Genomic DNA, 20,883 nt, shown 5'->3' with positions numbered 1-20,883 from the left:
CGGCCGAACTGACGACGGGCCGACTCGTCAGACGAGGTCGTGGCGGACGATCGTGGCCGCGCGGGACGGGCCGACGCGACCACGAAGATCCGGGCGCCTGACGTGGCCTCGACGGCCTCGACGTACGCCGTCGCACTAGCCGGGAGCTCGTGGGCATCTCGTCCGCAGCGGCAGGGCCGGTCGGTCGGTCGGTCGGTCGTGGTGCTGTACTCGGCGCCGGTCTTGCGGAGGTGCTCGCCGGAGTCGTCGTGGAGCTCGGTGGGGAGGGGGCCCTCGCCGACGCGGGTCGTGCAGGCCGTGACCCCCCTGGCGCGCAGGGCGTCACGGATTTCTTCAGGACGTTCTGCGACGGCGCGCCTGGTGCTGGCGGAGCGTGCTCGTGCGCCCCCGTGCACGCAACTGCAACCGAAAACTGCAGCTGGACCAACCCTCTCGTGAGGGCTGATCCAGTCCACAAGGCTCTGACCTGCTGAAACTCTGAGCCGCCTGTCAGAATCGAACTGACGACCTAATCATTACGAGTGATTCGCTCTACCGACTGAGCTAAGGCGGCCTGCTGCGCACGGGCAGCGCGAACCACTATAGGGAGTGACCGCGACGCCGGGGAAACCGGCGGGCCCGGGCGGGCGGCGCGACCTCCCGAGCGCGTTGCCGGGGAGGGCTCCAGTCGGGGGCCGGACGTGCCGATGGACCTGGTGGACCCCCATCCGACCGCTCGACCCACCCCCGGAGCTGCTCGTGCCCCCCACTGCTGACCTGTCGACCCCGGACCTCGCCGAGGCCGAACCGCTGTCACGCCGCGGCCTGGGCCGCGGGCTCGTCGTCGGCCTGTCGACGGCCGCCGTGGTCGGTACGGCGACGGGCGGGGCCGAGGCCGCGGCGCCCAGGCCCCACCGGTGCCGGCACTGGCACCGGTGCGCCAAGCACCGCGCCCACACGTGCCGGCGCAAGCACCGCTGCAAGCACCGCTTCCACCGCGCCCCCACGACGACGACGCCGACCCCCGACCCGACCGACCCGACCGACCCGACCGACCCACCCACCGAGCCCGAGACCCCCGTCGACCCGCCGGCCGACCCCGACTTCGCCGACGCCCCGCTGCCGACGGCGGCGTCGCTGCACCTCGGCAACCGCTTCACCTACGCGATGACGCCGGCGCTGCACGAGCAGATGCGGGCGAGCGGGAGCCCCGAGGCGTGGTTCGAGGCCCAGCTCGACCCGCCGTCGATCCCGGACACCCGCACCGACGGGCTCCAGGGCTGGTGGCCCTCGATCGACCTCGACGCCGCGACCCTGTGGTCGCGCGACCAGGCGATGGTGGAGGGCGGGTGGAAGGCGATGGCCAACTACGCCCGCTGGTGCCTGCTGCGCCGGATCTACTCCGAGCGCCAGGTGCTGGAGGTGATCACGGAGTTCTGGGAGAACCACCTGCACGTGCCGCTGAACGACGACGGCGTCTTCACCTACCGCGCCGACTACGGCAAGGTCATCCGCTCGCACGCCCTGGGCCGCTTCGACCAGATGCTGGTCGCCGCGATCACCCACCCGGCGATGGGCATCTCGCTCGACAACGCCCGCTCGACCAAGCGGGCTCCCAACGAGAACCTCGGCCGCGAGCTCCTCGAGCTGCACACCGTCGGCCGCGGCCACCACGGCGAGGACGACGTCAAGGCGTCCTCGCGGATCCTCACCGGCTACCGCGTCGACCTGTGGACGGCGACCTGGCGCTCGTACTACGACCCGGCGAGCCACTGGACCGGCCCGGTCAGCGTCCTCGGCTTCAGCCACGCGAACGCCGACCCCGACGGGCGCGCGGTCACCGAGGCCTACCTCACCCACCTCGCCCGCCACCCGCGCACGGCGGAGCGGATCGCCCGCAAGCTGGCCAGGCGCTTCGTCTCCGACACGCCGTCGGACGCGCTGGTCGCGCAGCTGGCGCAGGTCTACCTCGCCCACGGCACCGAGATCCGCCCGGTGCTGCGGGCCCTGGTCGCCTCGGCGGAGTTCCGCGCCGCGGCCGGCGCCAAGGTGCGCACCCCCACCGACGACGTCGTCGCCACCCACCGCGTGCTGGGCACCTCGATCGCCCGGCCGGTCTCCGAGGAGTCCTCGGCCAACTCGATCCTGTGGCAGACCACCAACATCGGGCACTCGCCGTTCGCCTGGTCGCGCCCCGACGGGCCGCCGGAGGACAACCGGTCCTGGTCGTCGGTCTCGCGCCTGCTGGCCTCCTTCGACATGCACTGGTCGATGTCGGGCCGCTGGTGGCCGAAGACCGACATGACCTACCGCGCGCCCGTCGACTGGCTGCCGGCGCCCAGCGTCCGCTTCGACGACCTCGTCGACCACCTGTGCCGGCAGCTGCTCGGCAAGCCGGCGTCGCCGCGGCTGCTGCGGGCCTGCGTCGAGGCGCTCGCCGTCACCGCCGGTACGACGATCACCGCCGACCACGGCGTCGTGAAGTGGAACTTCCCCCTGCTGCTCACCACCCTGCTCGACACCCCGGACCACCTGCACCGATGACCACCTCGCGGAGACCCGACATGGACACCACCCCCTGCTGCGACGACATGCTGCGCGCGTCGCGCCGCGGCTTCCTGCGCGGCTCGATGGTGGTCGGCGGCGCCGCCGCGGTCACCCTCGCCCACGGCAGCGCGTTCACCGAGACGTCGTTCGCGGCCACCGGCACCGCCGAGCAGGTGCTGGTCGTGCTGTCCCTGCGCGGCGCGTGCGACGGGCTCAGCCTCGTCGTGCCGCACGACGACCCGGTCTACTACCAGGCCCGGCCGCGGATCGCCGTCCCGTCCGACCAGCTGCTCGCCAAGGACGGCATGTTCGGCCTGCACCCGGCGCTCGCGCCGCTGCTGCCGATGTGGGACGCCGGCACGATGGCCGCCGTGCACGCCGCCGGACTGCCGGCGCCCAACCGGTCGCACTTCTCCGCGATGGAGGAGCTCGAGGACGCCGACCCCGGCTCGGACGCCCGGGTGGGCTGGCTCAACCGGCTCGTGGGCCGGGACGGCACCGGGTCGCCGCTGGAGGCGGTCCAGCTCGGCGGCGGCGTGCCGTCGACGGCCGTGTCGGGTCCGCAACCGGTGCTGGTCACCCAGGGCGTCGGCGGCGTCAAGCTCGCCGGGCCGGGCGGCACGGGCGCGGCCGCCCGTCGCCGGGCGCTGCAGACCGCGTGGGCCGGCAGCACCACCGAGCTCGGCACCGGCTTCGCGTCCACGCTGGCCGTGGTCGACGACTTCGCACCCGTGCACGCCATCGCCGACACCCCGGCCAACGGCGCCGCCTACGCGAACAACGACCTGGCCAAGGCCCTGCGCGCCTCGGCCCGGATGATCCGGGCCGACGTGGGCGCGGAGATCATCACCGTCGACCACGGGTCGTGGGACCACCACACCAACATCGGCACGACGGCCGGCGGCAACCTGCGCACCCGTGCCGTCGAGCTGGCCGGCGCGATCGCGGCGTTCTTCACCGACCTCGGCCCGCTGGCCTCGAAGGTCACCCTGGTGACGATCAGCGAGTTCGGCCGCCGGGTGGTCGAGAACGCCAACCAGGGCCTCGACCACGGGCACGGCAACGTGATGTTCCTCTTCGGCGCCAGCGTCCGCGGCGGCCGCTACTACGGCCGGTGGCCGGGGCTGACCGCGACGAGCGACGCCGACCTGCTGGTGACCACCGACTACCGCGACGTGCTGTCGGAGGTCATCGTCTCCCGCTTCGACGCCTCGCCGGCCCAGGTGTTCCCGGGACTGCAGCCGACGTCGCTCGGCGTGATGCAGGCGGTCTGAGCCGCGTCAGGCGGCGTGGGCGGGCGCGGCCGGCGAGGAGGCGCGGCGTCCGGTGAGCATGGTCTGGGGCGCGTCGCACCAGCAGGTGAACGCGACGACGATGCCGTGGTCGGTGTTGGTCAGGCCGGTGATCTGGCTGGGGAAGATCAGCGTGCGCTGCTGGCAGGCGGTGCAGGTGTGGTCGAACATGACTCGAGTCTGACCGTCGGGCCGGCCAAGGGGTAGCCTTGCTTTCCGTTGCCACCCCAAGGATGAGCCTATGCTTTCGCTCCACCAGCTCCGGTGCTTCCTGGCCACCTACGAGCACGGGTCGCTCACCGGCGCCGCCGACGAGCTCGGCTACGCCCAGCCGTCGGTCTCCGAGCAGATCCGGGCGCTGGAGAAGACGCTCGGCGTCCCGCTGTTCCGCCGGGTCGGCCGCGGCGTCGTCCCGACCACCGTCGGCGACACCCTGCGCCCGCACGCCGAGCGGGTGCTGGCGGCGGTCCAGGAGACCCGGGAGGCCGTCGAGGGCGTCAAGGCGTTCGAGACCGGCACCATCCGGTTCGGCATGTTCGGCACCGCGCGCCTGTACGCCGGCGCCAGCCTGGTCGCCGACGTGCTCGAGCGCCACCCCGGCGTCCGGGTCGAGCTGGTCGGCCAGAACTCCAACGACGTCGCCGACCAGCTGCGCCGCGGGCACCTGGAGGCGGCCATGATCGCCGTGCCCAACGTGCAGAGCGAGGGCATGACCATCATCCCGGTGGTGCGCGACGAGCTCGTCTTCGTCAGCGCCGACCCCGAGCGGCTCCGCGGCCCGGTGACCGCGCGCCGGCTGGCCGAGGCGTCGCTGGTGATGCCCGAGACCACCTGGCGCTCGGTCGACTCCACCCGGATCGTGCTGCGCCGGATGCTCCACGAGACCGGCCACAACCCGCAGACGCGGATCGAGGTCGAGGACGTCGAGACGGCGGTCGAGCTGGCCGGGCGGGGGCTCGCCGACACCGTCATCCCCCGCGGTGCCGCCGCCCAGCTGCTGCCCCGCCTGGCGCCCGAGGCCGGCTGGGTTCCGCTGCGACCACGCCAGCACGACACGCTCGCGATCGTGCACCGGTCGGGCGCCACGCTCTCGCCGGCGGCGCGGCTGATGATCGAGCTGGCGAGCAAGCGGGTGCGGGCGGTGATCGAGTCCAGCTGAGCGACGCGAGCGCCGCCCAACCACCGTGATGAGAACCTAGGCGCATGTCGGCAGAACAGGAGCGCGAGGTCGCCGAGGCCTCGGCGACGCTCGAGCGGGCCCTGATCGAGGTCAAGAAGGTCGTCGTCGGCCAGGACGCGATGGTCGAGCGGATGATGGTGGGGCTGCTGGCCCGCGGTCACCTCCTCCTCGAGGGCGTGCCGGGCGTGGCGAAGACGTTGGCCGTGCGCACCCTGGCCGACGTCGTCGGTGGCAGCTTCGCGCGGCTGCAGTTCACCCCCGACCTGATGCCGGGTGACATCACCGGCACGCGGGTCTGGCGGGCCAGCACCGAGACCTTCGACGTCGAGCTGGGGCCGGTGTTCGCCAACCTGGTGCTCGCCGACGAGATCAACCGCGCGCCGGCCAAGGTGCAGAGCGCGCTGCTGGAGGCGATGGCCGAGAAGCAGGTCTCGATCGCCGGCAAGAGCCACCGGCTCCCCGACCCGTTCCTGGTGCTGGCCACCCAGAACCCGGTCGAGTCCGAGGGCGTCTACCGGCTGCCGGAGGCCCAGCGCGACCGGTTCCTGCTCAAGATCGACGTGCCCTACCCGACCGGTCAGGAGGAGTTCACGATCCTGCACCGGATGTCGGTCGACCCGCCCACGGCCGAGCAGGTGCTCTCCCCGGACGACGTGCGCCGGCTCCAGTCCGTCGCCGACGGGCTCTTCGTGCACCACGCGGTCGCCTCCTACCTGGTCAACCTGACCGTCGCCACCCGCTCCCCCGAGCGCTACGGCCTGGCCCACCTGCAGCCGGTCATCGAGCTCGGCGTCAGCCCGCGCGCCTCGCTGGGCATGCTCGCCGCCGGGCGCGCGCTGGCGCTGCTGCGCGGCCGGTCCTACGTGCTGCCCTCCGACATCGCCGAGGTCGCCTCCGACGTGATGAGCCACCGGATGCTGCTCTCCTTCGACGCGGTCGCCGACGGGGCCGACCCACGCGCGATCGTGCGCGAGGTCGTCGCCGCCGTCCCGCAGCCGAGCGTCGCGACCCGCGAGGACCCCGACGCGCGACATCACGAGAAGCCCCACGACGGGCACACCCAGCCCATCCCGGCGGGCCCGGCGCCGCAGTGACCCAGCCGCCCGACCACCTCCCCCCGCTCGGCGGCACGACCTCGCCCGAGGCGGTCTTCGCCTCGCTCGAGCTCGCTGTACGACGCCGGCTCCCCGGTCGCCTGCACGGCGACAAGCGCGGGTTGCGGCTGGGGTCGGGGTCGGACCCGGAGGAGGTGGTGCGCTACCGCCCGGGCGAGGACGACGTGCGCCGGATCGACTGGAACGTGACGGCCCGCGCCGGCGAGGCCCACGTGTGGCGCCCGCTGGCCGAGCACGAGCTCGAGACGTGGGTGCTGGTCGACGACTCCCCGAGCATGGCGTTCGGCAGCGTGGCCCTGGAGAAGCGCGACATCGCCGCCGGTGTCGTCGCGGCGGTCGCGCTGCTCACCCAGGGTCCCGGCAACCGCCTCGGCACCGCCCACCTCACCGGCTCGGGGCTGGTCTGGGCGGCACCCGTGCCGTCGCGGGCCGCGGCCCACCGGGCCCTTCGTCGCCGCCCTCCGGCCCCCGAGCGGGGCGGGCCCGACCTGGCCACCGCCATCCGCACCTTCGCCGCCCGCCACCAGCGCCCAGGCGTCCGCGTGGTCGTCACCGACCTCGTCGAGCCCGACGGTCGCGCCGCGCGGCCGTTCCCGTGGGAGCAGGCGTTGCGCAGGATGGCCGCCGTCCACGAGACGCTGCTCGTCGAGGTGGTCGACCCGCGCGAGCTCGAACTGCCCGACGTCGGCACGATCACCCTCGAGGACCCCGAGACCGGCCGCCGCCAGGAGGTCTGGACCTCCGACCGCAGGCTGCGCCGCCGCTACGCCGCCGAGACCGCCGCGCACCGCTCGGCCACCGCCGAGGCCGTCCGGGCCTGCCGCGCCGGCCACGTGCTGCTGCGCACCGACCGCGACTGGGTCCGCGACCTCGCGCGCCACGTCAACGGCGCCCCCGTACGCCGGGTGGTCCCCGCGTGACGCCCCCGACCCCCCTGCTGGCCCTCGCGTCGCCGGCGTGGCTGTGGCTGCTGGTGCCGGTGGCCGCGCTGCTGGTGCTCTACCTCCTCGCCCAGCGCCGCCGCACGACGTACGCCGTGCGGTTCGCGACGCTGCCGATGCTCGAGCGGCTGGCCCCCAAGCGGCCCGCCTGGCGCCGGCACGTGCCCGCGGCGCTGCTGCTGGCGGCGTTCGTGGTGCTGGCCTTCGCCGCGTCCCGTCCCCAGGTCGACCGGCAGGTGCCGCGCGAGCGCGCGACGGTGATCGTCACCGTCGACGTGTCGCTGTCGATGATGGCCACCGACGTCTCCCCCGACCGCCTCACCGCGGCGCGCGAGGCGGCGCAGTCCTTCGTCGAGGGCCTGCCGTCGGGGTTCAACGTCGGCGTGGTCGAGTTCGCCGGGTCGGCCGCGGTGCTCGCCGAGCCGAGCCCCGACCACGACGAGGCGATCGCGGCCCTCGACCGCCTCGAGCTCGCCGAGGGCACCGCCATCGGCGACGGCGTGCTCACCTCGCTGGCCCAGATCGAGGCGCTCGGCGACCAGTCCGAGACCGACCCCGACGCGCCGGAGGGCACCGAGAGCGAGCCCGTGCCGGCCCAGATCGTGCTGCTCTCCGACGGCACCAACACCGTCGGCAGCACCGTCGACCAGGCCGCCGGCGCGGCGACCGAGGCCGACGTGCCGGTCTCGACGATCGCCTACGGCACCCCCGACGGCACGGTGGAGGTCGACGGCCGGATCGTCCCGGTGCCCGTCGACCAGCCCTCGCTCGACGCCCTCGCCGAGGCCACCGGCGGCAACGGCTACTCCGCCGAGACCGCCGACGAGCTCGACCAGGTCTACGACGACATCCAGTCGTCGATCGGCTACCGCACCGAGCCCCGCGACGTGACGCCGTACGTCGTCGCGCTGGCGCTGCTGCTCGGCCTGCTGGCCGCGGGCCTCAGCCTGCGCTGGTTCTCGCGGCTGCCCTGAGCCCGGCGGGCCGAGACCTCAGCACTCGGTGCCGTCGGCCGGCACCTCGCCGTCGACGAGGTAGCCCTCGACCGCCTCGTCGATGCAGTCGTTGCCCTTGTTGTAGGCCGTGTGGCCGTCGCCGTCGCGGGTGAGCAGGACGCCGCTCTCGAGCTGCTCGGCCAGCGCGACCGCCTCCTCGTACGGCGTCGCCGGGTCGCGCGTCGTCCCGATCACCACGATCGGCGCGGCTCCCTCGGCCCGGATCTCGGGCGTCGGCTCGGCCGCCTCGACCTGGATGCCGTGGCAGCCGACCAGGCCCCACGCGAAGACCTGCCCGAAGGTGGGCGAGGCCTCCTCGAACGCGGGGATCTCGGCGGGCACCTCCTCCGGCTCGATGGCCGAGGGGTCGTCGAGGCAGTTGATCGCCAGGATCGCCTCGAGGCTGTTGTCGTCGTAGCCGCCGGAGGCGTTGCGCGAGCCGTAGAGGTCGGAGAGCAACAGGAGCGTGTCGCCCTGGCCGTCGAGGGCCTCCTCGAGCGCCTGGTCGAGGTAGGACCAGCTGTCGCGGCTGTAGAGCGGGGTGACGATGCCGTAGAAGGCGTTGCCGATCTCGAGGTCGCGGTCCTGGTCGGTCGGCAGCGGCGACTCCTCGATGTCGGCGAGCAGGTCGTCGATGGTGGCCAGCGCCGCGTCGCGGTCGTCGCCGAGGAGGCAGTCGCCCTGCGCGACGCAGTCGTCGACGTAGGCGTCGAGGGCGGTCTGGAAGCCGGCCGCCTGGCTCAGCGCGTTGGCCCGGAAGTCGAGGGTGGGGTCGGTGGCGCCGTCGAGGACGAAGCGGCCGACGTTGGCGGGGAACAGCTCGGCGTACGTCGACCCGAGCGTCGTGCCGTAGGAGAAGCCGAGGTAGCTCAGCTGCTCCTCGCCGAGCGCGGACCGCAGGACGTCCATGTCGCGGGCGGCCTCGACGGTGGAGACGTGCCCGACCACGGGGCCTGACTCGGCGACGCAGCCGGCGAAGAACTCGTCCTGGGCGGCGGTGATCTGCTCGCCCTCGGCGGCGTCGTCGGGCGAGGGGTCCTGGGCGACGAACTCGTCGAGCTCCTCGTCGGAGAGGCAGTCGACGGGACTGGACTCACCGGTGCCCCGGGGGTCGAAGGCGACGATGTCGACCCGCTCGAGCAGCTCGCCGCGGAAGTAGCCCTGGGCGTTCTCGGCCATCGAGGTGCCGGGCGCACCCGGGCCGCCGGGGTTGACCACGACCGAGCCCACCCGGCCGTCCTCGTCGCCGGCCGGGACCCGCTGCAGGTTGAGCTCGATCGTCTCGCCGTCGGGCTGCTGGTAGTCGACGGGCACCGTCATGGTCGCGCACTCGGTCGAGCCGCACTCGGACCAGTCGAGCTGCTGGGCGTAGAACTCCTCGAGGCCGGCCGGCACCGGGCCGACGGGACCGACCGGCGCCTGCGACGTCGTGTCGTCGCGGTCGTCGCGGTCGGCCGGCTCGGTGCGCTCGGACGTCGTGGGCTCGTCGTCGTCGTCGGCGACCACGGCGGCCACGACGCCGCCGCCGATGCCGAGCGCCATGACGGCGACGATCGCGATGACGACCACCAGGTTCTTGTTCACCGGGTCATTCTGTCCGACCGGACCACGCCCCGCTCGACGACCACGCGTCGACCGGGTCAGTCGCCGGTGCGGCCGGGCACCTTGAGCGCCACCATCATCGACTCCAGGGCCAGCGCTACCGGCACGTTGAACTCGACCATCTGCTCGCGCGCCTCGAAGATCCAGTCGATCCGGCGCAGGTTGAGCTCGGGCGTGGAGTCGCGGACCAGGTCGACGATGTCGCCCCGCATCTCCTGGTTGACCAGGACCCGCTGGTCGCCGAGCGCGACCGCGATCGCGTCGCGGTAGACCGAGACCAGGTCCATCAGGCCGCGGTCGACGACGTCGAAGACCCGGCGCCGGGCCCGTCGCTTCTGGTCGTCGAGCAGCTCCTTGAGGGCGCCGGCGTATTCCCGGGGACGACGGCCGCGCTCCTCCACGCCGTAGGCCGCATCGAGGGCGACCTTCTCGCGGGCGTCGAGCTCGCTGGTGATCGCCTCGGCCTCCTCCTTGGCGACCTCGGCGAGGTTGGACGCCGCGGTCATGCAGGCGCCGAGCGAGGTGAGCCGGGTGGGCAGGGAGACGACCTCGCGCCGCCGGTTGCGGGTGGCCTCGTCGAGGGCCAGAGCGCGGGCGCGGCCGATGTGGCCCTGGCTCGCGCGGGCGGCGTAGGAGGCCACGGCCTCGGGGACGCCCTCGGTGCGCACCAGGAACGCCGCCACCTCGGGCGTCGCAGGCGTGGCCAGGTTGACCTGGCGGCACCGGGACCGGATGGTCGGCAGCACGTCCTCCAGCGTGGGCGCGCAGAGCAGCCACACGGTGCGCGGGTGCGGCTCCTCGATGGCCTTGAGCATCGCGTTGCCCGAGCTGTCGTTGAAGCGGTCGGCGTCCTCGATCACGAACACCTGGCGGGAGCCGACCGGGCTGAGGCCGGCCTTGCGGACCAGGTCGCGCGCCTCGCGGATCGGCAGCTGGGTGCCCTCGGTGCGGTGCACCGTGACGTCGGCGTGGGTGCCGGCGAGGGAGGTGCGGCAGTCGTGGCACGTGCCGCAGCCGCCCTGCGGGCACTGGAGGGCGGCGGCGAAGGCGATCGCGGCGTTGGACCGGCCCGAGCCCGGCGGGCCGGTGAACAGCCACGCGTGGGTCATGCCGTCGCCGGCGACGGCTCGCTTGAGGGCGGTGACCGCGCGGGGCTGGCCGACGAGGTCGTCCCAGACCGAGGCAGGGGCGGCGGGGGCGGCGGTCATCGGCGTACGGCCCGGTCGAGCAGGGGGCGGACGGCGTCGCGGACCGCGGACGCGATCGACTCGACGTCGTCGCGGGCGTCGAGCACGAGGTAGTGGTCGGGGTCGGCGGCCGCCATCTCGACGAACGCCTGCCGGACCCGCTGGTGGAACTCGGCCGACTCGCCCTCGATGCGGTCACGGCCGGTGAAGCGGCCCAGCCCGGCGGCCGGCTCGAGGTCGAGGACGACGGTGAGGTGGGGCCGCAGCCCCCCGGTGGCCCACCGCGCGACCGCCTCCACCTCGGCGACGTCGAGCACCCGGCCGGCGCCCTGGTAGGCCAGCATCGAGTCGACGTAGCGGTCGGTGATGACCACGGCCCCGCGGTCGAGGGCGGGCCGGACGACGGTCTCGACGTGCTCGGCCTTGTCGGCGGCGTAGAGCAGGACCTCGGTGCGGTGGTCCAGCGCACCGGTCTCAGGGCTGAGCACGATGCGCCGCAGCTCCTTGCCCACGGCGGTGTCGCCCGGCTCGAAGGTGAGCACGACGTCGTGGCCCTCGCCCTCGAGCCACGCCTCCAGGCGTCGCGACTGCGTGGACTTGCCCGACCCCTCCCCGCCCTCGAAGCAGACGAAGACGCCGGAGGCGGAGTGCTCGGCGGGCGGGACGGTCGGGGACACAGGGCGAATCTACGAGGTGGCGCCGACACCGGCGCTCCGCGGGTGTGGGACCCCCGGTGGCGGGGTACGCCTGCCCCTGCCCCGGCACCGGTCGGGGAGGACGCGAGGAGAGCAACGCATGTCGATGACGGAGGCGGTCCGGACCGTCCTGGGGAAGTACGCGACCTTCTCGGGCCGCGCCCGCCGCGCGGAGTACTGGTACTGGGCGCTGGCGCAGGCGATCCTCTGGATCCCGCTCTACGCGGTCAGCCTCACGCTGACCGCCGGCGGGAACGAGGTGGCCGGCGGCGCCGTCGGGGTGGTCTTCCTGCTCCTGATCCTGGTCACGTTCGTGCCTTCGCTGGCCGTGATGGTGCGGCGCCTGCACGACACCGGCCGCAGCGGGTGGTGGTACTTCATCTCGTTCGTGCCGTTCGTCGGCTCGATCCTGCTGCTGGTCTTCCTGGCCACCGACAGCACGCCCGACAACCAGTACGGCCCGAACCCCAAGACCGGCGGGTACGGCGGCGGGTACGGCGGGTACGGCGGTCCCCCGCAGGTCGGCTACGGCCAGCCGCAACCCGGTTACGGCACGCCGCCCCCGCCGCCGTACGGCTACGGGCAGCCGCCGCAGCAGGGCTACGGCACCCCGCCCCCACCCCCGCCGTACGGCCGCTGAGCAACGCTGCGGGGGTCTCGACTCGCCCTCGCTGGCGCTCGGGCGGCTCGACCACCGTCAGGGACGCCGGTCGAGCCCCGGGGAGGCGCGCACCGTCAGGGACGCTGGTCGAGCCGGGCGAGGAACGAGCCCGAGTCGAGACCCGGCGAGGTGACCGCCCCCGTCAGGTCAGGCCTTCTTGGCGGCGGCCTTCTTCGCGGGCGCCTTCTTGGCGGCGGTCTTCTTCGCCGCCGTCTTCTTCGCGGCGGTCTTCTTGGCCGGGGCCTTCTTCGCGGCCTTCTTGGCCGTCTTCTTCGCCGGACCGCGCTCGCGGCGGTCGGCGAGCAGCTCGGAGGCGCGCTCGGTGGTGATGGTCTCGACCGAGTCGTCCTTGCGGAGCGTGGCGTTGAACTCGCCGTCGGTGACGTACTCGCCGAAGCGGCCCGACTTCACCACGATCGGCTGGCCCGAGACGGGGTCCTTGCCGAGCTCCTTGAGCGGCGGGGCGGCCGCGGCGCGGCCGCGCTGCTTGGGCTGGGCGTAGATCGCCAGCGCGTCCTCGAGGGTGACCGTGAACAGCTGCTCCTCCGAGGTGAGCGACCGGGAGTCGGTGCCCTTCTTCAGGTAGGGACCGTAGCGGCCGTTCTGGGCCGTGATCTCCTCGCCCGACTCGGGGTCGGCGCCGACCACGCGGGGCAGCGACAACAGCTTGACGGCGTCGTCGAGGGTGATCGTGTCGAGCGACATCGACTTGAACAGCGAGCCCGTGCGGGGCTTGTCGTTCTTCTTCGCGTCCTCCGGCAGCAGCTCGGTGACGAACGGGCCGTAGCGACCGTTCTTGGCCACCACGGCGAGCCCGGTCTCCGGGTGGTTGCCGAGCTGGATCTCCTCGCCGGCCGGGTTGGCGAACAGCTCCGTGGCCTTCTCGAGCGTCAGCTCGTCGGGCGGGAGGTCGTCGGGCACGTTGGCGCGCTTGCCGACCGGGTTGCCCTCGTCGTCGGGTCCCTCCAGGTAGGGGCCGTAGCGCCCCACCCGCAGGTTGATGCCCGAGTCGGGGCCGCCGACCGGGAACGTCGCCAGCTCGCGTGCGTCGATGTCGCCCAGACCGTTGACCAGGTCGTGCAGGCCCTGCACGTCGTCGGAGCCGTAGTAGAACTCGGTGAGCTCGGTGACGCGGCTCCTGCGACCACCGGCGATCTCGTCGAGCACGTCCTCCATGGCGGCGGTGAACTCGTAGGAGACCTGCCGCGGGAAGTGGTCCTCCATCAGCCGGATGACCGAGAACGCCAGCCACGCCGGCACCAGGGCGGTGCCCTTCTTGTAGACGTAGCCGCGGTTGAGGATGGTGCCGATGATCGAGGCGTACGTCGACGGGCGGCCGATCTCGCGCTCCTCGAGCTCCTTGATCAGCGTGGCCTCGGTGTAGCGCGCCGGCGGCTTGGTCTCGTGGCCGTTGGCGCTCAGCGACGCGGCGTTGACGGCGTCGCCCTCGACCAGGGCGGGCAGCCGGGTCTCCTGGTCGTCCTTGGCGCCGTCGTCGTCGGTGCCCTCGACGTAGGCCTTGAGGAAGCCGTGGAAGGTGATCACTCGGCCGGACGCCGAAAAGACGACGTCCTCGCTGCGACCGTCGGCGTGCCGGGCGGCACCGCCCACGCGCACCGAGACCGACTGCCCGGTGGCGTCCTTCATCTGCGAGGCGACGGTGCGCATCCAGATCAGCTCGTAGAGGCGGAACTGGTCGCCGGTGAGCCCGGTCTGCGCCGGGGTGCGGAACGACTCCCCGGCGGGGCGGATCGCCTCGTGCGCCTCCTGGGCGTTCTTGACCTTGGAGGTGTAGGTGCGCGGCGCGTCCGGCACGTACTCGGCGCCGTAGAGCTCGCGGGCCTGGGTGCGCGCCGCCCGGATCGCCCCGTCGGACAGGGTCGTGGAGTCGGTACGCATGTAGGTGATGTAGCCGTTCTCGTACAGCCGCTGGGCGACCGACATCGTCACCGACGCGCTCATCCCGAGCTTGCGCCCGGCCTCCTGCTGCAGCGTGGTGGTGCGGAACGGCGCGTACGGCGAGCGGCGGTAGGGCTTGGCCTCCACCGAGCGCACGTCGTACGTCGTGTCGGCCAGCGCGCCGACCAGGGCCTCGGCGCGGGTGCGGTCGAGGTGGACGACCTCGGTCTTGCCCTTGAGCTGACCGTCGGGGCCGAAGCTGGCGCCGGTGGCGACGCGGGTGCCGTCGATGCTGTGCAGCTTGGCGGGGAACATCCGCTGGTCGTGCTTGCTGCCGGCGTCGAAGGTGCCCTCGAGGTCCCAGTAGGAGGCGATCTTGAACGCGATCCGCTGGCGCTCCTTGTCGACGACGAGCCGGGTGGCGACCGACTGCACACGACCGGCCGAGAGGCCCGACATCACCTTCTTCCACAGCACGGGGCTGACCTCGTAGCCGTAGAGCCGGTCGAGGATGCGCCGCGTCTCCTGCGCCTCGACGAGGTCCATCGCCAGCTCGCGTGGGTTGTCGGCGGCGTCGAGGATCGCCTGCTTGGTGATCTCGTGGAAGACCATCCGCTTGACCGGGATGCCCTTGGGCTTCAGCTCGTCGAGCAGGTGCCAGGCGATCGCCTCGCCCTCGCGGTCCTCGTCGGTGGCGAGGTAGAGCTCGTCGGCGTCCTTGAGCAGGCCCTTGAGCTTGGAGATGTGGGCCTTCTTGTCCCGCGGGACGACGTAGTAGGGCGTGAACTCGTTGTCGACGTCGACCGCGAGCCGCCCCCAGGGCTTGTCCTTGATCTTCGCCGGGGTGTCGGCGGCGTTGTTGGGCAGGTCGCGGATGTGCCCGATGGACGACTCCACGACGTAGTCCTTGCCGAGGTACCCGCCGATCGTGCGGGCCTTCGCCGGGGACTCGACGATCACCAACTTGTGTGCCACTGGACTTCTCAGACTCCTCGACGCTGCCCCTCTCTGAGGCTCACGGCCGATCACGGTAGCGCGTGCTGTCCAGCACTCCCCTCACCCGACCTCCCCCGTGCCTCCGCGGGAGGCCGCGCCGGGAGGTGCTCCGAGGTCAGCCCCGAGGTCACCCGAGGTCGATGAACGCCTGCTGCGAGCGCTGCTGCCCGATGAGCTCGGCGTCACCGATCGGGACGACGCTGACGAACAGCCCGTAGTAGTCGGGGTTGCCGGTGTCGACCACGATCACCGAGGCCACGTCGCCCTCGACCGTCGTCACGAGCGGGTTGTCGATGCGGATCTCGGCCTCCATGATCCAGGCCGGGGCGTCGCCGACCGTGGTGGCACGGGAGTTGATGACCTGACCGCCGGTGAAGCCGTCGTAGAACGTCTTCGACAGCGCCATGCACTCCAGCACGGTGCTCGCGGCCTGGCCGGGGTCGGTGAAGCCGTTGGCCCGGGGCAGGCCGCCGAGGGCGTAGACCGCGACCCACGTGTTCTCCTCGATCACCCGGGACTCGGTCGTGATGCCGTCGGCGAAGACGAACGCCTCGGCCTGGTCGGGGCGCTTGGCGAACCCCTGCACCTGGGGCATCGTGAGCCCGCCGCCGGTGTGCTCGGCGCCGCGGAAGCCGGTCGCCCCCTCGGTGGGCGTGCCGCCCTCGCACTGCTCCTTGGTCGGCTCGCCGGGGTCGCGGAACGGGTCGACGGGCTCCTCGAGCGGGTCGTCGGTGGGCTCGGTGGGCTCGGTGGGCTCCGTCGGTTCGGTCGGCTCCGTGGGCTCCGTCGGCTCGGTGGGCTCCGTCGACTCCGTCGTCGGCTCGGTCGTCGGGTCGCCGCTCTGCGAGGTGCCGTCGGTGGCGGTCGAGTCGTCGTCGTCGGTCAGGGCCCGCACCACGAAGAAGGTGCCGACGCCGAGCGCGACCGTGAGCAGCACCGCGAGCACGGCGAGTCCCACGGTCTTTCCCGTGCCGCCGCCCGTGCGCCCCGGTCCCGGCGGGGCCGGCTGCGGGGACCAGGCCGGCTGGTAGGGCTGGGGCGCGGGCTGCGCGGGGCCGGCGTCGTAGGACGGGTACGCCGGCGAGCCCGGCGTCGGGGCAGCCGGCGGCGGCGTACCGGCACCGGGGTGCACCGTGGGCGCGTCGAAGGGGTCGGCAGACCCCGGGGCCGGGGCGTACGGGTTGTCGGTCACGTCGGCACCCCACGACTGGCCGTCCCAGTACCGGTACCAGCCCTGCTGCCCGGAGGGGTCCGGGTACCACCCTGGCGTCGCCACGCCGGAACCCTATGCGAGCGGGGCCCTTCCGGTCGCGTCGTCCGCGGGGTGTCAGGTCGCGGACGCCGGGCTGAGGTACCCCTCGGCGACGAGCTCGACCGCGACCGGCAGGTAGGCCTCCCGCGTCGCGGCCGGGTCGGCGTCGAGCAGCACGGCGACCGCGTCGAGGATCGCGCCCAGCGACAGCTCCCCGTCGCAGGCCCCCACGAGCGCGGCCTCGACGGTGTCGGCGGGGCGGGCCCGGCGGAACCCGCGCTGCTGGCGGAGCACGATGGTCTCGGGGTCCTCCACGCCGACCGCGCCGTGGGTCTCCTGCACGACGTCGGGCCGGACGACCAGGTGGTCCTCGGGACCGACCTCGGTCTGCGCGGCGCGGCCCCACGCGTGGATCGCGGGCGCGATCGGCTGCTCGACGTCGTAGGGCCACTCGAGGAGCTCGTGTCGAGCACCCGCCCGCCCGGTGGCGTGCAGGTTGACCCACCCGAAGCCGACGGCCTCGATGCCCTGCTCGTCGAACCACGACAGCCAGGTGTCGTAGCGGGTGAGGTAGTCGGGGGCGCCGTGGCGGCCGGCGTCCTTGAGCCACAGCTCGACGTACGCCGCCGGGTCGAGCACCTCGCGCTGCACCACGAGCGCGTCGTGGTCGTCGGGCAGCCAGGTCGCGAGGCGCTCGTCCCAGGGACGGCCGCGCTCGATCACCCAGTTGGCCAGCACCTGGCACCAGCCGCCGGGGTTGAGGTGGCGCGGGGCCGTGCGCACGACGTGCTCGACGACCTGGTCGCCGGGCAGGCCGGAGTCGCGGTAGACCAGGCGCTCGCCGCGGGCCAGGGCCGGGGAGATGACGAACGGCGGGTTGGTGGCGACCAGGTCGAAGCGTTCACCGCGCACGGGCTCGAAGAACGAGCCGTCGCGCACGTCGACGTCGACCTCGTTGAGCGCGGCGTTGAAGCGGGTCACGTCGAGCGCCCGGGCGTTGACGTCGGTGGCGACGACGTGCCGGGCGTGCCGGGCCAGGTGCAGCGCCTGGACGCCGCAGCCGGTGCCGAGGTCGAGCGCGCTGCCGACGGGCTCGCGGATCGTCAGCTGCGCCAGCGACGTCGACGCCGGGCTGATGCCGAGCACGTGGTCGGCGCCGACCCGCTGCGGGCCGCCGTCCAGCCCCGGGGTGAGGTCGCTGACCACCCACAGGTCGTCGCCGTCGGGACCCGACACGGCGTACGGCCGGCAGTCGAGGCGGGCGGCCACCTCGCCGACGCTGCGCTCGAGCAGGCCGTCGACCGCGAGCCGGTCGACGAGGCCGGGCAGGGCCCGCTCGGCGTCGGCCAGCGGCACCGTCGTCTGCAGCAGGAACAGCCGGACCAACGTCTCGAGCGGGCTGCCGCCCCGCGTCCGCGCCAGCCCGGGGCTGGTCTCGTTGCGGGCCAGGGCCTCGTGGGCGCGGGGCCCGAGCAGCTCGGCCACGCCGTCGTAGGTGAAGCCCGCCGCGACGAGGGCGTCGCGCAGGGCCGGGGCGTGGGCGGGATCCATCCGCCCATCCTCCCCGACCGGGCTCCACCGACGCCGACCCGTCGTACATGTGCGACGGGTCAGCGCGAATCCTGCGCTGACCCGTCGCATCGTTGCGACGGGTCAGCGTGGATGGGGCCGTCAGTCGTGGTGGCCGCCGGGGCCGAAGCCGCCGAGTCCGCCGAGTCCGCCGGGGCCCGGGCCGCCCCGGCCGAAGGGACCGGGGCCGTCGCCCCAGTGGTCGCGGAGGTCCTCGGCGTGCTCCTGCGCCTCGGCGCCGTAGTCACCGGCGAGGGCGCGGTCGCGGATGCCCTCCAGGGCGTCGCGGAGCGCGTCGGGGTCGTCGAGGTCGCGGGCGGCCTCGAGGTCGGAGCGCAGCGCGGCGGGGAGCTCGTCGAGCCACTCCTCCACGCGGTCGCGGACCTCGCGGGCCTGCTCCTGGACCTCGGCGCCGTAGTCGCCGGCGAGGGCGGCGTCCTTGAGGCCCTCGATCGCGTCCCTGGCCGCGGCGGGATCGTCGAGGTCGCGCAGTGCCTCGACGTCCTCGCGCAGGGCGTCGGGGAGGTCGTCGGGCCACCAGCCGCCGGGACCGCCCCAGCCGCGTGCGTCGGGATCGTCGTCCCGCTGGTCGTCGCCGTCGGTGGCCGCGACGTCGTACGCCGCCGGCTCGGTCGAGCCCTGCGCGTCGGGCGTGGCGTCGTCGTCGTCGAGCGCGACCGCGGTCACGGTGGCGCCGATCGCCAGGGCGGCCACGCTCGTGGCCACCCGGGTCGTGAAGCTCTGCAGCAACATCTCGTGTTCCTCTCGTGGGTTGGTCAGACCCACGTTCGGCGAGCCGGGTGGCGGCCGTGTCAGGCGCATGTTCGGGCTGTGCAAGGACGCGCCGTCAGGCGGCTGCGGCGCCCGGCGGCGCCCTACGGTGGGCGCATGAGCGAGGCGCGCGGCCTGGTGCTGGTGGTCGAGGACGAGCCGGCGATCGCCGACGTCGAACGCCGCTACCTGGTGCAGGAGGGCTTCGGCGTGCACGTCGAGCGGGACGGCGCCGCGGCACTGCGGGCCGTCGAGCGGCACCGGCCGGTGGCCGTGGTGCTCGACGTCGGGCTGCCGGGCCCGGCCGAGCTCGACGGGGTCGGCGTGTGCCGCACCCTGCGCGCGCGCGACGACTGGACGCCGGTGCTCTTCGTGACCGCCCGCGACGACGAGGTCGACCGGGTGCTGGGCCTGGAGATGGGCGCCGACGACTACGTGACCAAGCCGTTCTCGCCGCGGGAGCTGGTGGCCCGGGTGAAGGCCGTGGTCCGCCGCTCGGAGGAACGGGTGGTGGCGCGGCCGCTGGTCGCGGGGCCGGTACGGCTCGACCCGGGCTCCCGCCGGGTGCGGATCGGGGCTGCCGAGGTGGCGCTGACGGCGACGGAGTTCAACCTGCTCGCCGCGCTGATGCGGGCCGCCGGGCGGGTGGTCGAGCGCTCCGAGCTGCTGTCGACGGTGTGGGGCGTGGCCGACTACGGCTCGAGCCGGACCGTCGACGTCCACGTCGCCCAGCTGCGCACCAAGCTGGGCGCGGCCAGCCCGATCGAGACCGTGCGCGGCGTCGGCTACCGCGTCCGCACGTGAGGCTCGCCCGGTCGCTCACCGGCCGCCTCGCGCTGGCGATGGCCGGGGTCGCCCTGGGCTCGGCGCTCCTGTCGGCCCTGCTCGTGGCCCCGCTCGTGCGCTCGGCGGCCGAGGACGCCGTCCGCGAGCCGCTCGGTCGCCAGGCCGGGTTCCTGGCGCAGGTGCCGGGGGCGGTCGACATGAGCCGGCGGTTCGGGATGGTCTCCCGCCGCGTCGACGTGCAGCTGGGAGCCGTCACGGCCGACGGCACGCGGACCGGGCTCGCGGGCGCACTCGACGACGACGCCGTCGCCCGGCTGCTCGACGGCGACCCGGTCTCGACGACCGTCGAGGACGACGGCACCGAGGTGCTGGTGGAGGCCCGACCGACCCTCGACGGCGGCGCCGTCGTGCTCGGCACCGACGCCGACGTCGTCACCAGCGCGACCGACGCGCTGCTGCGCCGCGTGCTGCTGGCCATCGCGCTCGGGCTCGCCGCCGCCGTCGCCGCGGCCTGGCTCGTGGCCTCGCGGCTCGGCAACCCGCTGAGCCGCACCGCGCACGCGGCCCGCCGGCTCGCCGCCGGCGAGCGGGGCATCGACCTGCCGCCGTCGGGGACCACCGAGGTCGCGGAGGTCACCGCCGCCCTCGGCGCCCTCGACACCGCGCTGGCGACGAGCGAGAGCCGACAGCGCGAGTTCCTGCTCTCGGTCTCCCACGAGCTGCGCACCCCGCTCACCGCGGTCCGCGGGTACGCCGAGGCCCTCGCCGACGGCGTGGTGCCGCTCGACGAGACCCCGGACGTCGCGCGGGTGATGGTCGCCGAGACCCGGCGCCTGGAGCGCTACGTCGCCGACCTGCTCGCCCTCGCCCGGCTCGAGGCCGACGACTACCGGGTGGCCTCCGAGCCGGTCGACGTCGGCGCGCTGCTCGCCGAGGCCGCGGCCGCCTGGGCCGAGCGCGCCGCGCGGGGCGGGGTCGAGGTGACGTCGTCCTCGGGTCCCGGCGTCGTCGCGACGTCGGACCCCACCCGGCTGCGCCAGGTGGTCGACGCCCTGCTCGACAACGCGGTGCGGGTCTGCGACCGCGGCGACCAGGTGCGGCTCACCGCGACCCGGGAGGCCGACGGCGTCCGCCTCGAGGTGCGCGACTCGGGTCCCGGGCTCACCGACGACGACGCCGCGGTCGCCTTCGAGCCCGGGGTGCTGCACGACCGGTACGCCGGCGTCCGTCCCGGCGGGCACGGCCTGGGTCTCGCGATCGTCCACCGGCTCGTCACCCGGCTCGGCGGCACGGTCACCCTCGACGCCGCGCCCGAGGGGGGTGCGCGGTTCACCGTGCGCCTGCCGGGCGGGGTCGACGTCACCCCGGACGACACCGACCCGCCGTAGGGGCTACGGCGGGTCGGTGTGCGGATGG

General features: G+C 74.0%; 17 protein-coding genes, 1 tRNA gene and 1 pseudogene. 9 read left to right on the top strand and 10 right to left on the bottom strand.

The features are described 5' to 3' along the window. Window positions 1-27 precede the first annotated feature (27 nt). Window positions 28-296 (bottom strand): annotated as a pseudogene (locus AC4MBH_RS17630) (adenylosuccinate synthetase); the annotation flags it as partial. A gap of 184 nt (window positions 297-480) precedes the next feature. Further along, window positions 481-553 (bottom strand) — tRNA-Thr (locus AC4MBH_RS17625). 185 nt (window positions 554-738) lie between these two features. On the opposite strand from AC4MBH_RS17625, the gene AC4MBH_RS17620 reads away from it, so the two are divergent. Both AC4MBH_RS17620 and AC4MBH_RS17615 read left to right on the top strand, forming a co-directional pair. Then, window positions 739-2,523: a DUF1800 domain-containing protein gene (locus AC4MBH_RS17620; RefSeq protein ID WP_491796467.1), complete on the top strand. Its 1,785-nt coding sequence runs from the start codon at window positions 739-741 to the stop codon at window positions 2,521-2,523. A 20-nt stretch (window positions 2,524-2,543) separates the two neighbouring features. After that, a complete protein-coding gene (locus AC4MBH_RS17615) occupies window positions 2,544-3,800 on the top strand; it encodes a DUF1501 domain-containing protein (protein ID WP_491796466.1) in 1,257 nt (418 codons plus the stop codon). Between the two features lie 6 nt (window positions 3,801-3,806). Here the strand turns inward: AC4MBH_RS17615 and AC4MBH_RS17610 are convergent, their stop codons facing one another. Further along, on the bottom strand, window positions 3,807-3,989 hold the full coding sequence (locus AC4MBH_RS17610; protein ID WP_491796465.1) for a hypothetical protein: 183 nt from the start codon (window positions 3,987-3,989) through the stop codon (window positions 3,807-3,809). 70 nt (window positions 3,990-4,059) lie between these two features. Between AC4MBH_RS17610 and AC4MBH_RS17605 the strand changes: the two genes are divergently transcribed. Genes AC4MBH_RS17605 through AC4MBH_RS17590 form a run of 4 tightly spaced genes read left to right on the top strand, consistent with a single transcriptional unit; the run spans window position 4,060 to window position 8,028 of the window. Next, window positions 4,060-4,977: a LysR family transcriptional regulator gene (locus AC4MBH_RS17605; protein ID WP_491796464.1), complete on the top strand. Its 918-nt coding sequence runs from the start codon at window positions 4,060-4,062 to the stop codon at window positions 4,975-4,977. A gap of 44 nt (window positions 4,978-5,021) precedes the next feature. Next, entirely contained in the window at window positions 5,022-6,092 is a 1,071-nt protein-coding gene (locus AC4MBH_RS17600; RefSeq protein WP_491796462.1) for an AAA family ATPase, read from the top strand. Further along, entirely contained in the window at window positions 6,089-7,033 is a 945-nt protein-coding gene (locus AC4MBH_RS17595) for a DUF58 domain-containing protein (RefSeq protein ID WP_491796461.1), read from the top strand. The genes AC4MBH_RS17600 and AC4MBH_RS17595 overlap by 4 nt, the downstream gene beginning before the upstream one ends. Further along, the gene (locus AC4MBH_RS17590; RefSeq protein ID WP_491796460.1) at window positions 7,030-8,028 is read left to right on the top strand and encodes a VWA domain-containing protein; all 999 of its coding nucleotides are present in this window, start codon (window positions 7,030-7,032) and stop codon (window positions 8,026-8,028) included. Before AC4MBH_RS17595 ends, AC4MBH_RS17590 begins: the two co-directional genes overlap by 4 nt. An 18-nt stretch (window positions 8,029-8,046) precedes the next feature. Here the strand turns inward: AC4MBH_RS17590 and AC4MBH_RS17585 are convergent, their stop codons facing one another. The 3 genes from AC4MBH_RS17585 to tmk are packed head-to-tail and all read right to left on the bottom strand — an operon-like array spanning window position 8,047 to window position 11,515. Further along, the gene (locus AC4MBH_RS17585) at window positions 8,047-9,633 is read right to left on the bottom strand and encodes an alpha/beta hydrolase (protein WP_491796458.1); all 1,587 of its coding nucleotides are present in this window, start codon (window positions 9,631-9,633) and stop codon (window positions 8,047-8,049) included. 56 nt (window positions 9,634-9,689) lie between these two features. Continuing rightward, window positions 9,690-10,859, bottom strand: a complete 1,170-nt coding sequence (locus AC4MBH_RS17580; RefSeq protein ID WP_491796457.1) for a DNA polymerase III subunit delta' — start codon at window positions 10,857-10,859, stop codon at window positions 9,690-9,692. Further along, a complete protein-coding gene (gene tmk / locus AC4MBH_RS17575; protein ID WP_491796455.1) occupies window positions 10,856-11,515 on the bottom strand; it encodes a dTMP kinase in 660 nt (219 codons plus the stop codon). The genes AC4MBH_RS17580 and tmk overlap by 4 nt, the downstream gene beginning before the upstream one ends. A gap of 118 nt (window positions 11,516-11,633) precedes the next feature. On the opposite strand from tmk, the gene AC4MBH_RS17570 reads away from it, so the two are divergent. Beyond that, window positions 11,634-12,173 carry a DUF805 domain-containing protein gene (locus AC4MBH_RS17570; RefSeq protein WP_491796453.1) on the top strand — a complete coding sequence of 180 codons (540 nt, stop codon included), beginning with the start codon at window positions 11,634-11,636 and terminating at the stop codon, window positions 12,171-12,173. A 168-nt stretch (window positions 12,174-12,341) separates the two neighbouring features. On the opposite strand, the gene topA is transcribed toward AC4MBH_RS17570, so the two are convergent. The 4 genes from topA to AC4MBH_RS17550 all read right to left on the bottom strand — a co-directional run bounded on the left by topA (window position 12,342) and on the right by AC4MBH_RS17550 (window position 18,663). Beyond that, on the bottom strand, window positions 12,342-15,068 hold the full coding sequence (gene topA, locus AC4MBH_RS17565) for a type I DNA topoisomerase (protein ID WP_491796451.1): 2,727 nt from the start codon (window positions 15,066-15,068) through the stop codon (window positions 12,342-12,344). 148 nt (window positions 15,069-15,216) lie between these two features. After that, window positions 15,217-16,365: a DUF2510 domain-containing protein gene (locus AC4MBH_RS17560; protein WP_491796449.1), complete on the bottom strand. Its 1,149-nt coding sequence runs from the start codon at window positions 16,363-16,365 to the stop codon at window positions 15,217-15,219. A gap of 51 nt (window positions 16,366-16,416) precedes the next feature. Continuing rightward, window positions 16,417-17,892, bottom strand: coding sequence for a DUF7059 domain-containing protein (locus AC4MBH_RS17555; protein ID WP_491796447.1), 1,476 nt, complete (start codon window positions 17,890-17,892; stop codon window positions 16,417-16,419). A 120-nt stretch (window positions 17,893-18,012) separates the two neighbouring features. Next, window positions 18,013-18,663: a hypothetical protein gene (locus tag AC4MBH_RS17550; RefSeq protein ID WP_491796446.1), complete on the bottom strand. Its 651-nt coding sequence runs from the start codon at window positions 18,661-18,663 to the stop codon at window positions 18,013-18,015. A 135-nt stretch (window positions 18,664-18,798) separates the two neighbouring features. Between AC4MBH_RS17550 and AC4MBH_RS17545 the strand changes: the two genes are divergently transcribed. Together AC4MBH_RS17545 and AC4MBH_RS17540 are read left to right on the top strand one after the other, a co-directional pair. Beyond that, complete coding sequence (locus AC4MBH_RS17545) at window positions 18,799-19,485, top strand: response regulator transcription factor (protein WP_491796445.1); 687 nt, start codon at window positions 18,799-18,801, stop codon at window positions 19,483-19,485. Continuing rightward, window positions 19,482-20,855, top strand: a complete 1,374-nt coding sequence (locus AC4MBH_RS17540; RefSeq protein WP_491796443.1) for a sensor histidine kinase — start codon at window positions 19,482-19,484, stop codon at window positions 20,853-20,855. The genes AC4MBH_RS17545 and AC4MBH_RS17540 overlap by 4 nt, the downstream gene beginning before the upstream one ends. The last annotated feature ends 28 nt before the right edge of the window (window positions 20,856-20,883 follow it).

Source organism: Nocardioides sp. WJ219, from assembly GCF_058559815.1.
The sequence above is the reverse complement of the archived record's forward strand: the minus strand, read 5'-3'. Positions and strand labels throughout refer to the sequence as shown.